The sequence below is a fragment of the Streptomyces sp. NPDC048434 genome (assembly GCF_043200375.1).
Classification (GTDB): Bacteria; Actinomycetota; Actinomycetes; order Streptomycetales; family Streptomycetaceae; genus Streptomyces.
On sequence record NZ_JBICXQ010000001.1, the window covers coordinates 317,300 to 329,590 of the forward strand.

Annotated in this window: 8 protein-coding genes and 1 pseudogene; 5 read left to right on the forward strand and 4 right to left on the reverse strand. The window is 66.6% G+C overall.

Going from position 1 to position 12,291, the window contains the following annotated elements:
- Positions 1–45: 45 nt before the first annotated feature.
- The gene (locus ACGFWI_RS01505) at positions 46–1,740 is read right to left on the reverse strand and encodes a glycoside hydrolase family 13 protein (protein WP_393903852.1); all 1,695 of its coding nucleotides are present in this window, start codon (positions 1,738–1,740) and stop codon (positions 46–48) included.
- Between the two features lie 136 nt (positions 1,741–1,876).
- On the opposite strand from ACGFWI_RS01505, the gene ACGFWI_RS01510 reads away from it, so the two are divergent.
- The 3 genes and pseudogenes from ACGFWI_RS01510 to ACGFWI_RS01520 all read left to right on the forward strand — a co-directional run bounded on the left by ACGFWI_RS01510 (position 1,877) and on the right by ACGFWI_RS01520 (position 5,859).
- Complete coding sequence (locus ACGFWI_RS01510) at positions 1,877–3,097, forward strand: ROK family protein (RefSeq protein ID WP_393903853.1); 1,221 nt, start codon at positions 1,877–1,879, stop codon at positions 3,095–3,097.
- 130 nt (positions 3,098–3,227) lie between these two features.
- Positions 3,228–4,330 (forward strand): annotated as a pseudogene (locus tag ACGFWI_RS01515) (IS1380 family transposase); the annotation flags it as partial.
- A 788-nt stretch (positions 4,331–5,118) separates the two neighbouring features.
- Positions 5,119–5,859 carry a glycosyltransferase gene (locus ACGFWI_RS01520; RefSeq protein WP_393903854.1) on the forward strand — a complete coding sequence of 247 codons (741 nt, stop codon included), beginning with the start codon at positions 5,119–5,121 and terminating at the stop codon, positions 5,857–5,859.
- Positions 5,860–6,817: 958 nt separating this feature from the next.
- Here ACGFWI_RS01520 and ACGFWI_RS01525 read toward each other — a convergent pair.
- Positions 6,818–7,627 (reverse strand): Hint domain-containing protein, encoded by an 810-nt coding sequence (locus ACGFWI_RS01525; RefSeq protein ID WP_393903855.1) that lies wholly within the window; start codon positions 7,625–7,627, stop codon positions 6,818–6,820.
- 383 nt (positions 7,628–8,010) lie between these two features.
- On the opposite strand from ACGFWI_RS01525, the gene ACGFWI_RS01530 reads away from it, so the two are divergent.
- Both ACGFWI_RS01530 and ACGFWI_RS01535 read left to right on the forward strand, forming a co-directional pair.
- Positions 8,011–8,193, forward strand: coding sequence for a hypothetical protein (locus ACGFWI_RS01530; RefSeq protein ID WP_393903856.1), 183 nt, complete (start codon positions 8,011–8,013; stop codon positions 8,191–8,193).
- A 332-nt stretch (positions 8,194–8,525) separates the two neighbouring features.
- The gene (locus ACGFWI_RS01535) at positions 8,526–9,512 is read left to right on the forward strand and encodes an LLM class flavin-dependent oxidoreductase (RefSeq protein WP_393903994.1); all 987 of its coding nucleotides are present in this window, start codon (positions 8,526–8,528) and stop codon (positions 9,510–9,512) included.
- A 581-nt stretch (positions 9,513–10,093) separates the two neighbouring features.
- Here the strand turns inward: ACGFWI_RS01535 and ACGFWI_RS01540 are convergent.
- Positions 10,094–10,996, reverse strand: coding sequence for a DMT family transporter (locus ACGFWI_RS01540; RefSeq protein ID WP_393903995.1), 903 nt, complete (start codon positions 10,994–10,996; stop codon positions 10,094–10,096).
- 277 nt (positions 10,997–11,273) lie between these two features.
- The gene (locus ACGFWI_RS01545; RefSeq protein WP_393903857.1) at positions 11,274–12,281 is read right to left on the reverse strand and encodes a RimK family alpha-L-glutamate ligase; all 1,008 of its coding nucleotides are present in this window, start codon (positions 12,279–12,281) and stop codon (positions 11,274–11,276) included.
- Between the last annotated feature and the right edge of the window lie 10 nt (positions 12,282–12,291).

The window sequence follows — 12,291 nt, forward strand, 5'->3', positions numbered from 1 at the left end:
GTGGGAGCACGTGACAAGCGAGACGGTCAGGTGCACCCGGTCGGGTCAGCTCCGCTGGTCGGAGTCGAGTTGCAGCCACACGGTGGTGTTGGCCGGCAGGAGGCCGTCCTCGATGGGACGGGTGGAGGTCAGTAGCCGCCCTGCGGGAAGGGGGCAGGAGGTGTCGCCGAAGTTGGTGACGCAGTGCCATCCGCCCGGACGGGCGAAGTGCAGGACGTCAGGAGCCGACGGGAGCCAGGTCAGCGCCTCCTCCTCGGTGATGAGGGCCCGCCGCGTCCCGATCAGCTGCCGGTAGATGCCCAGCGGTGACTTGGGATCGGGCCATTGGGTGGCAGTTGCGTGGCGAGCGAAGTCGGCGGGCTGGGGCAGGTGCGCCGAAGCGTCGCCGAAGCCGAACGACGGGCCCACCGCGGTCCAGGGCAGCGGCACGCGGCACCCGTCCCGCCCCACCTCGACCCCCGGGGTGCGGTGGAACGCGGGATCCTGCCGCGCCTCGTCCGGGATGTCGGTCACCTGGTGCAGGCCGAGCTCCTCCCCCTGGTAGACGTATGTCGATCCCGGTAGCGCCAGGATCAGCGCCGTCGCCGCGAGGCCACGCCGCAGCCCGAGCTCGCGGTACAAGTCCGCCGGGTCAGCGCCGGCCACCATCCACGCTTTGCCGTCCTGTCCTCCGGGGGCCTTACCGTCCGCGCCGATGAGCCCATAGCGGGTGGCGTGCCGGGTCGTGTCGTGGTTGGACAGCACCCATGTCGAGCTGGACCCGCTCTCCTTGGCCAGCGTGAGGTTGTCGGTGATGACCTGGTGGAAGCCGGCCGCGTCCCACGGCGCCTGGAGCAGGTCGAAGTTGAACGCCTGACCCAGACCTTCGGCACTGGCGTAGCGGGGGCGCCGGTGTGCCGGCACGTGGGCTTCAGCGACAGCGAAACGCGGAGGGTCGTAGCTGTTGAACACCTGCCGCCACGAGGCGTAGATCTCGTGAACCTCGTCGCGGTCCTCGTAGGGGTGCGGGCCTTGCCACCCCTGCGTCAGCTCGGCCCGCGTGGGCAGCGGCTCGGACATGTCCTTCGCGCAGCCGTGGGCGACGTCGACCCGGAAGCCGTCGACTCCGCGGTCCGCCCAGAAGCGGAGCGTGACCAGGAAGTCCTCACGGACGTCCGGCCGGTTCCAGTTCAGGTCGGGCTGCTCCGGGGCGAAGAGGTGGAGGTACCACTGGCCATCCCCGACGCGCGTCCAGGCAGGCCCACCGAAGACCGACAGCCAGTCGGTCGGGGGCTCGGCACCGTCGGGGCCCCTGCCCTCGCGGAATATGTACCGCTCGCGAGCATCGGAGCCCCGTCCCGCCGCCAGGGCCTGTCGAAACCATGCATGCCGGTTCGACGTGTGGTTGGGGACGATGTCCACGATGACCTTGATCCCCCGCGCATGGAGCGCGGCGACCATCCGGTCGAAGTCCTCCAGCGTCCCCAGCATCGGGTCGACGTCGCGGTAGTCGTCCACGTCGTACCCGCCATCAGCCAGCGCCGAGGGGTAGAACGGGCTGAGCCACACCGCGTCCACGCCGAGCGCCTGTAGGTAGTCGGCGCGCGACGTGATGCCGTTGAGGTCCCCCACACCATCGCCGTTGCTGTCGGCGAAGCTGCGCGGATAGATCTGGTACACCACCGCCTGCCGCCACCAGGTGGCATCGGGGCCGGGCGTGGTCGTGGCTATGCCTTGGGGGCTGGAACTGACGAACGTCATCGATGAGGACCCCTCGTGGACGAACAGCAAGGTGTCGTGAACGAACACTGAGCTGCGGCTGTCAGGAATTAAATCTAGGTATTAAATCTAAGAGGTGCGGTTAGTATGGGGAGCCGATATCAGGGGGTCAAGGGGTATGACAGAAACAGCACCTTCGATGCAGCTGCTGCGCAGGGTCAACGCAGGTGCCCTGCTGGCGATCATGCGGAAGTCCGGCGGCGTCATGACTGCCAGCGAGCTCGTGAAGGCGACCGGGCTGACGCGTGCCACCGTCATCTCGATCTGCGACGACCTCGTCGAGATGGGGTGGGTGAAGGAGCTGGAGAACCAGCGGGACGCTCAGTACGCCAAGGGGAGGCCGGCACGCAGGTTCGCGTTCGACGCCCGAGCCGGGTATGTGCTGGGCGTCGACTTGGGTGACGCGAAGACCAGGGTGATGCTGGCAGACCTCTCGGGCGAGCCGCTTGCGAAGGTGACCCTGCCGTTCAGCGGCGCGGGCGCCCCTGCCGCCGAGCGCCTTGACGTCGTGAACCGTGCGGTGCTGGCCGCGCTCGAAGACGCCGAAGTGCCCTCGGTATCCGTGCTCGCGGTCTCCGTGGGAGTGGCCGCTCCCGTCAGCCGGGACGAGGCCGTGCTGGTCACCGATGCCCACTGGCAGATGTTCGACATCGACCTGCCGAAGGCCCTTGCCGACCAGTACGGGTGGCACGTCCTGTTGGAGAACGACGCCAACCTTGCGGCCCTGGGGGAGCGGTGGCGTGGAGCAGCCCAGGGCGTGGACGATTTGGCCGTCCTGCTCGCGGGCGACCGCATCGGCGCGGGGGTCTTCGAGTCCGGGCGGCTTCTGCACGGCAGCCGGGGCGGCTTCGGTGAGCTGGGCTACGTAGGCATGATCGAGGGCGTCGAAGGGCCTTTGGGTCTGGCCACGCTCGCGCGCACGTGGGGCAGGGAGGCTGTCCTGTCCGCCGCGCCGACCTCACTGAGCGAGATGTGCCCCAACTCCCCGGACGACCTCACGGCAGAGATGGTGTTCGCCGCCGCGGCCGGCGGGGATCACGTGGCTGCGGAGATCCTGAACCGGCTGGCCACGTCCATGGCCCGGGTGATCGCTTCCCTGAGCTGCTTGCTCAACCCGGCACTGGTCGTCATCGGCGGCGCGGTCGCCGATTCCGCCCACGCGATCATCCCAGACCTCACCGACCGGCTCCCGACGTACACATCGACTCCCCCACTGGTCGCCGCCTCGCAGCTGGGCGAAGCCATCGTCTCCATCGGAGCCGTCCGACACGCACTGGACTACGTCGAGGACCACGCCCTGGAAATGCGGCCCGCCGATCTGGACCATCGAGTCGCCTAAGCTCGGGCTTTCACAAGGTGGGCTGTCCGACTGGTGGTCACGTAAACGAAAAGTGCATCTGACCAGCGAGAATGAGGATTGTCGAGCTCCTTGTTGCCGCCGTCACCGGAGGCATTTTTCAGGTGAGCTGGTGGCCTCCGACCCGACGGTCTCCCGGCTGGTCGACACACTCGCTGTGGGCGGGAAGCGGGCCCTGGCGGCGATACGCGCAGCCCGTGCCCAAGTACGCGAACACGTCTGGCGGTTGGCCGGTGAGAGGGCGCCGGACGCGGACGGCCGGGTGATCGTGGACCTGGACGGGGTGCTCGTCATCGCGCACTCCGACAAACAGCGCCGCCGCGACCTGGAAGAAGACCTTCGGCCACCACCCGCTGATGGGCTTCGTCGACCATGGACAGGGCGGGTCCGGGGAACCGGTCGCGGGCCTGCTGCGGCCGGGCAACGCGGGCTCCAACACCGCGGCCGACCACATCGAAGCCGCCCAGCTCGCCCTAGCCCAGCTGCCCAAGCAGTACAGGAGCGGACGTCAGACGCTCATCCGCTGCGACTCGGGCGGCGGCACCCACGAGTTCGTGGGCTTGGCTCGCATCCCGCGGGCGGTGGCTGTCGTACTCGGTCGGGATGACCATCACCGACGCCATCCACCAGGCCGTCTTGAAGGCCCCGGCATCGGCGTGGATACCGGCCGTCGAACCGGACGGCGAGATCCGCGACGGTGCCTGGGTCGCCTAACTCACCAGTGACTACCTCAAAGACTGGCCCGAGGGGATGCGGCTCATCGTCCGCAAGGAACGTCCGCACCCCGGGGCTCAGCTGCGCTTCACCGACGCCGACGGCCACAGGCTGACCTGCTTCGCCACCAACACCAAGGACACGCCGATCGCCGGGCTGGAGCTGCGGCACCGCCAGCGGGCCCGCGCCGAGGACCGCATCCGCGCCGCACGGTCCACCGGCCTGCGCAACCTTCCGCTGCATGATGCCGCGCAGAACCAGATCTGGCTGGAGATCACCCAGATCGCGCTGGAGCTGCTGGGCTGGATGCCGATGCTCGCCCTGACCGGCACCGCCCGTCTCTGGGAGCCACGCCGCCTGCGGCTGCGGCTGTTCTCGGCTGCCGCCCAGCTCGTCACCACCGGCCGCCGCCGCATCCTCCGCCTCGCGAAGCACTGGCCCTGGACCGAAGTCATTACAAGCGCCCTGACACGACTCGATGCCCTCCCGAACCCCGGCTGACCAGCAGCTTCCCGTCCCCACGAGCAGCCCCACCACGACCGGAGCCGTGGAACCCGGCGCCCACCCGACGCGACAGGCGGGCCCGCGCCATGCCCACGAGCACCGCAAGCAACCGAAACAGCCCGCCGGAGAGAGCGACGGAACCGTCACGAAAGATCGAGGTTAGGGAACAGATGGCGCGATTGACTTGCCGCGTGATCCGCCAGCCCGCGAAGCGGGCCGACGCGAGGTCATCCTCGATCTCAGACGCTTGTGCCGAATACCGGATGTCGGACTTTGCAGGTGCATGAGGCCATACAGACAACGAACAGGCTCAACGGCCCCTCATCACACCAGCAACCCGTAACCGTTCGGCCAGCATCGAACTCCCGAGCCGGCCTCATAGAACAGCACGCTTCTGCCAGCACTACGACCTCCGCGAGCAGCCGTGCCACTTCCGTGCCAGATGGAGCGGTGAACAGCGGTCAACATGGGCCAGAGTTTCAACCGCTCGCACCTCCCTCAATAGCGCCATCTGCGCTGGTCAGGCAGGTACAGGGCACCCGAGAGCCCCCTGATTCCCAAGCTCAGAGCGCGGGTTCGATAGGTCTCTCTGGTAGGAGGCTTGGTCAACACCAGTGATTCAAGGGGCGTTAGAGGCTTAGGGGACGGTTGTACTGTTGGTGCGACAACTGGCATTGGGTCTCGGCTCCGGACGCTGCGGAGGTCTGGACCACGGCGTGCCGCATGACCCCCGGGAGTCGGCCTGTTTCCCGGCGTAGCGCCGCCGATGCTGACTTTGTGCTGACTTGCTGACCAGGAAACACGCTCTGACCTGCAACGATGCCTTGCCGTACCTCTTCGGCTTCCATTGGCATCGCCCCATCCAGGCCAGGGCCAACAGCCCCATGGTGTGCTCGGGTTGCTGCTCCGTCTTCCGGCGCGACGATCTGATGGCCTTCGGCGGATTTCCCGAGCGGACCATCGTCGAGGACATGGATTACACCTGGTCCCAGCAGATCGCGGGCAGACGCGCGGTCTACGTCTCCAACGCGGTCGCCCTGGCCGCCGACCCGGAAGACCTCACCTACCTCCGCAAACAGGTCTGGCGCTGGATGGCCGGCTTCTGCCAGAACGTCCGGCTGCACCTGGGACGGCTGGTCGTACACAAACCTCTGCTGGCGGTCTGGGTGCTGCTCGCCCTCCTGGAGATCCTCACCGCACCGCTCTGGTGGGCGACACCATTCGTCCTCGCCGCGACGACGGACCAGCCACCCGCACTCGCCTTCGCCTGGTGGGCCGGAGCCGAACTCCTGTTGACAATGCCCCCGCTCATCTACGCCGCCCGCCGCCGCAAACTCCCGCTGCCGGGGGTGCTGCTGAACATCCCCTGCGTCTACGCAACCAAAGCCGTCAATCTCGTCTACGCCTGGAAGGCTCTCGTCGTGGAGTTGCTGCTGGTACCACTGCACCTGTCGCGGGGCCTGACGGTCTATGAGAAGGGGCGGGCCGATACTGCGTCGGTGCGGGCGGCGCTCGCAGGCGGGTGAAACACGCCACGACGAGGACGGGCGTCACAGAGCGGCCCCACCCGGCATCCCCGACGGGCCGGGGGGCGGACTCCCGGTGGACACGCCGGATCGAGGCGCCCTGGTGAGAGCGGAGCTGGACAAGAAGATCGGCTCACCAGTGCCACCGTGCCCGATGGTCGCACCTGGCGCTACAAGTAGGAGATGTCCCCTGTCGAACCGCCTCTTCTTGTCGATGAATCAGAAGGGAGCATCTGTGGCGATGATCTTTGTTTCGTCGGCTGTGGTGGCGCTGACTGTGCGGGCCTACGAGGGCGTTGCTCATCGCCAACAGCGCTGACGAGAGACATGAGCTCAGTCTTCTCGCTGCGCCTGCGTACCTCACCGGGCGGCACTGAAAGCAGCGGTGCCGACGATGGCGCCCTTCCGCTGACGTGATCGTAAACCGTTGCTGTCAAGACGCCCAGAGGCCCGTCGGGAGCAATCCTGAGGGGCCTCTGCGGCCTTTTTCGAGCAACGTTCCATGTTGCTAACTCGACTCCACGAAACGTGCTCGGCTATTGACTGACTCGCGCACGACTATTGGCGAATGCTCCAAATGACATCACGTTCCTCAAATCCTCCTTGAGGTCCGAGTGGGTCATCTCCGCCGTGCAGAGCGGTGATTCTTCTGCACAATACGAACCCTGAACCGCTTCTGGACCGAAGGGAGACGGTGAGATACCGTCCCCTCCAAGTGGAGGCCAGTCCTGAGAAATCCAGAATCCGCTGAGCTTCATCCTCACCTGCCGGATGAAGCTCAATCGACTCGTAGTGAGTCACCAGTTGCATGGCCTTCACATCTTCGAAAAGCAGGTCCAGGCACGCGGTGTCTGCACCGTCGGGCACTGCGCGAATGAGTAGTTGAGAGTGTCCAACCCCATAGCGCCAGACCGTGAAGGTGCGTTCAGACCTGAACAGACTCGCGGAACTGGCAGCGTTATCCGAATGGATTATCAACTCGGCGACCTCCTCGATACCAGGTAATCCTATCCCATGCGTGCGGACTCTGGCTGACTTGGTAGAGCTCCCAGTCCGTCAGCCCTTCGAAGCCACTCGGATCGACCGACTTACCCGCACGCGCCGAGGCGACGGGGTCATTGATCCCATCCAGGTTGAACGATATGTGTGTGCGGGATTCTGGAGTGAGGAATGACTCCAGCTTCTTGTGCCAAGCGCCATTCCCCGGCCATTCTTTGTAAGTAGCCGCCCCCTGATCCATTCCGAACTCATCGAGCGCGCCTGGATTTCCATCCGCTGTCTGCAGACCTAGAGCGATGTGATCGCAGGATGAGTTATGCACCAGTACAGCCGTGCCTCCTGCCATCACGTAGTACGTGTGGAGGCCTTCGACGGTGAGGTTGTAGGTGCGTGCGCGTTTGTCGAACGGGCGGTTGGACTGGACGCGGACGGTGCTTCCGTCGTTGCTCAGGAGGCTGGTGCCTGGGGCGAGTTCCTGTGCCGGGAGCCAGCGGGGTTGTGACGGGTTCCAGAAGGGGTGTTCGTAGGTGGCGGTGAGTTTCCGGGGGCCGTTGGGGGTGGTGAGCGTCAGTTCGTTGAAGTGTTTGTCGTCTTCGGTGACGATGAGGCGCATGACCTTGCGAGGCACGGTTTTGCCTGACTCAGGGTTGGTCGCAAGGACCTTCTCGCCCGGTCTGACGTCCTCGATGGTGCGTGTGGAGGCGTCGCCCATAAGTACTCTGGTGTCGGCCAGGAAGCACTGGGTGCACCCCTTCTCGAGGTACCGCAACGCCCGGTACGCCCGTGAGAGGAGTTTGAGTTTGGAGCCGAAGGCGGCGTCCTGGGCTGAGGCTCCCTGAAGGACGATGCGCCCCCGCAGTCGCCCGCAAGGCCACTGACCCCGATGGACGCCACATCGTTGCCCGGTGGGGCAACCCCCACCTCGGCTGGCACCACTTCACTTACCGTCACAACATCCGCGTCCGTAAGATCCTTACCGGCGCCATCCACGGCAACATCGACCGCAACGATCACCAGGGGCGCCTGGAATACGACGGCGTCGCCATCAAGACTGGCAGCAATCCCAAGCAGGTCCGCTTCACCGTCATCGTCCAGTACGCCCGCTACACCAAGGACAAGAAGTACGACGCCGGCAAGGGACAGAGGATCGGCGTGGTCAACGCACCCGGTCGGGGGTCGCGCTGGCTACGACAGCAGCCGGGAAGGCCAGATGACAGCATCGTCACGCCCGGCCGGCACGCGCTGCCGACGAACCTCCTCGATGACCTGCGCAGCGCGCTCGGCGAGTGGTGGGACGGCCAACTCATCACCCCTGAACTCCTCACCCCCACATGACACCGCACCGGCGGCGGTCGGGTCCCGAGGCCCGGCCGCGGCCGCCGTCTTCCACACGCCCGTCATCACCAACACCCCACGGTCTCAACGCATTTAGCGCCACTGAGTGGCTTTCGACCTCGGAGGCATTGAGGAGGAAAACTGGGGAGCACCGGGCATGTCATCGGCGGCCGACGTAGCGGCACTTCACCGGGGGAGCCTGCTCCGCAGATCGGGCCGACTCGACTCCGACCGGCTGCGGCGGCGTATGCACCGCACCCGCGCTGAGCTCCGTGGCCGCGAACAAGAAGAACGGCACCCCTCGTCGAACACTCGATCCCTATGCTGACGACATGATCGATGTACCGCTTTCGGCGCTGGAAGTCGCGATGGTTCAAACGGGGGCGCGAGCCGTGGAGACCCTGCGCGACACCGCCGCCTTCGCGCAGGGGCTGGAGCGGCTGGGCTACCGCCGGATCTGGTACGCGGAGCATCACCACTCACCGGCCATCGGCGCGTTCCCGCCTGTCGTGTTGACCGCGCACGCTGCCGCCTCGACCTCGGTCATCCGTCTCGGTTCGGGCGGCGTACTGGCACCCAATCACGCACCCATCGCCCTGGCAGAGCAGTTCGGAACGCTGGCCGCCTTGCACCCAGACCGCATCGACCTGGGTATCGGCCGCGGCCCTGGCACCTTCGACGAGGCCACCGCGCGGGCACTGCGCCGTGGGGCCGGACCGACGACAGATGCGGAGTACCACGGCGACGTGGCCGCGATCCTGTCCTTTCTGGTCGACGAAGTCGCACTCGGCCCGCTGCCGGAGCCCTGGCTGCTGTGTTCCAGCACCGCAGGTGCCGCTCTTGCCGCAGGACTCGGCCTGCCGATTGCCCTCGCCCACCACATCCGGCCGGACAACACCCGTGCGGCGCTGGAACGTTACCGGGCGGAGTTCACCCCGTCCCGTTGGTGCGAGCAACCTCGGGTGCTGGTGTGCGTGGAGGCGGTGTGTGCCGAGACGGACGAAGAATCCGCCTGGCTGGCCGGACCGATGGACGTCGTCAAAGCCGGGCTCCTCAAGGGTCTGAGCGAGATCCCCTTCCCCACGCCCGCGGACGCGGCCGCCCACCCCTTCACGGAAAAGGAGCGACAGGCGCTGGCGGGCTTCCGCGCACGGCAGGCCGTCGGAACACCCGAGACCGTCGTACACCGGCTTGCGCAACTGGCAGGTGAGACCGGAGCAGACGAACTGATGCTGACCACACCCGTCTACGACCTCCACGACCGCATTCGCTCCTACGAACTCGTCAAGAAGCACTCCGAGGCCATGACAGCACCGTAGAAACCATGCCGGGAGGGATCACCGGGTACGGCACACCGGCGCAGGCGTCCCCAACCGGCCGCGGCCTCAACGTCCTCGGCCTCAACGCCCTCCGCCTACGCCCATCGAGGCAATACTCACCGGCCCGGACCTCCCCTGATCTCCGAGCGGGTGCCGGGCTCAGGTGGAGTCCGGCCGCCGGAGGCGATGAATTCTCGCGCCGTGGTACGTCATCACTGTCGAGGTCTGTGGCCTTCGGGCTGCAGGCGGCACTGATGAACGGCGATCGTCATGTGTACGGCGAAGCACGCCGCGAAGGTCCCGGCCCTGCGACACAACCCGGCGGTCGCCCTGACCATCGACACCGAGGTGCCTCCGCCGCGCATCCTGCTCCTCCGCGGCCGGGCGCCGAGCTGCCCGCCCCGCGTCGACGCTCTGCCACGGTCGGAGTCATCTGCTGGGTCGGCAGGGCTACCAGGCCGCCAAAGACACGCACGGTTCGCGTCCCTTGCCCCGGCCGGTGGAAACCCTTCCCACAGACCCACAGACCCACAGACCCACAGGCCGTCAACGGCCGCCGGCTACCGTGCGGACTTCGCCGCCTACCGTGCGGACTCCGCCGACGCGTCGGGCTCCGCAGCCGCTCGGCTCCGTTGTGTGTCTTCCGGGACCTGGGCCTGCGCCTTCCCCCGCATCCGGGAGACCGCGACCCCGAACAGGCAGATGAGGCCACCGAGGAGCGTCAGCCAGCCGGGCACCTCGCCGAGGAACAGCCACGACATGGCGACGACGAGTACCGGCACCGCGTAGGTCGTGGCTCCCATTTTCCCGGCGGTGGTACGAGATACCGCGTAGGCCCAGGTGTTGAACGCAAGGGCCGTCGGGAAGACGCCCAGGTACACCATCTGCAACGTCGCCGATACCGGAGCCTGGCTCACCTGCGACACCAACTGGCCGGCGAACGGCAGGCAGGCCACCGCTCCGACGAGCGCACCGAACGTCGTCACCTGCATCGGTGTGGCGTGCTTCAACGTCGGCTTCTGCAGCACCACACCCACCGCGTACGCCACCGCCGCGAACAGGCACAGCAGTACACCGACGAGAGACGACTCTCCTCCGCCGGACGTGGAAAGCCCGACCACCACGGCTCCGACGAACGACACGGCCATGCCCGCCATCAGTTTGGGCGGGAAGCCTTCCTTCAGCAGCCACCCGCCCAGGAGCGCCATCAGGATCGGCCCGACATTGACGATCATGGAAGCCGTTCCGGCATCCACCTCACGCTCACCCCAGTTCAACGCGATCATGTACGCGCCGAACCACAGGACTCCCGAGGCGATGATGCCGGGCCAGGCCTCGCGCGGCGGGAATCCACCCCGTCGGGCCAGCAGGATGGCACTCAGCACAACAGACGCCACCGCCAGCCTGCCGAAGGCGAGCGCGCCGGGCCCGAAATGCGCAGCGGAGCTGCGGATCGCGATGAACGACGATGCCCACAGCGCCACGGTGACGCAGGCCGCGGCGAGCGCGCGGCTATCCGCTCTGCCCGTGGACCTGCCGTCGCCGTCCGCCCCTGTTGTTCCCACCCGCCGGCTCACGATTGCGTCCTCCCAGGACTCTCCGCGTGCGCTCAGCGGGCGCACGTGACCTGCAAGAAGCTTGCAAGAGCCGATGCTTGAGTGACAAGTGAGTAAGGGGAGCTCGTTCGAACATGTCGAGCAGGCGCCGGCCAGCTGGCCGGCAGGAGCGCAGGTGCAGCAGGGTGGGGCAGCGGTCAGGGGGTCACCGCAGTTTCCCGGCGGTGCGCAGTGCGGCCAGTACGGTGTTGACGGCGTGGGAGGACTGGTCTTCCCCGGTGGCGCGCCGGTGGTAGTTGAGGCCGCCGGGGTTCTCCATGTTGACCTCGATCACATACGGGAAGGCGAGATCGATGCCCACGTAGAAGATGCCGTGGTTCATCATCCGCTTCCCCAGCCGGCGGACGAACTCGTCCTCCTCCGGAGTGAGGGTGAGCGCCTCGTAGCGGGCCCCCACGGTGGCATTGGCGCGGTTGTCGTTGTCGCGGTGGAAGCGCAGGAATCCCGTGACGGGGGTGTCGCCGGCGAGGACCACGCGCTTCTCGTTGGTACGTATGTTGGGGATGTATTCCTGTACCGCGGTGTGACGCTTGGCCATCCCGATGATGTCCCGGCCGTAGCTGACGTAGCGCGAGTTCGCGTTTCCCGTGGCGGAACTCAGCATCGCCGTGCTGTTGCGGTCGTTCTGGTTGACGACGTATACGTTCGCGCCGCAGCCCTCGTTGGTCGGTTTGATGACCCACGAGCGGTCGGCGTCGGACTCGACGAGGGTGTTGAGGAAGTCGAAGTCGTTCGACACGTGCGAGACCGGCAGGTTCTCCGGGGGCACGATGGCACCGAGATTGATTTTTGAGTTGAGGTAGAACAGCGCGGTCGCGTCATTGACGAACGGCACCCGCTGGTTGAGCAGCCACAGCAGCTGGAAGTAGTCGGTCAGCGCGTCGGGGTGGGTGCCCGCGAGGGCCCACACCAGGTCGAAGTCCTCGGCGGACGCATAGGACTGGCTCAGCGTGGGGAAGTCGCCGCCGGCGGCGAATTCCTCGGACAGCTTCACCTGGTCGCAGACCACGACGGAGTCGTGTACGGAGAGCGTGTCGATGTCTCCGATGTACACCTCGTGGCCTTCGCGGTACAGGGCGCTGGGGATGATCGAGTGGTTGTCGAGCTTGAATTTGTACGCCTCTGAGACCAGGACCAGAATCTTGTACGGCACGGAACTCACC

What these genes read in the sequence shown, in the direction of transcription:
- ACGFWI_RS01510 (WP_393903853.1), top strand. Translation starts at nt 1,877, where the DNA reads ATGACAGAAACAGCACCTTCGATGCAGCTGCTGCGCAGGGTCAACGCA.
- ACGFWI_RS01535 (WP_393903994.1), top strand. Translation starts at nt 8,526, where the DNA reads ATGATCGATGTACCGCTTTCGGCGCTGGAAGTCGCGATGGTTCAAACG.
- ACGFWI_RS01505 (WP_393903852.1), bottom strand. Translation starts at nt 1,740, where the DNA reads ATGACGTTCGTCAGTTCCAGCCCCCAAGGCATAGCCACGACCACGCCC.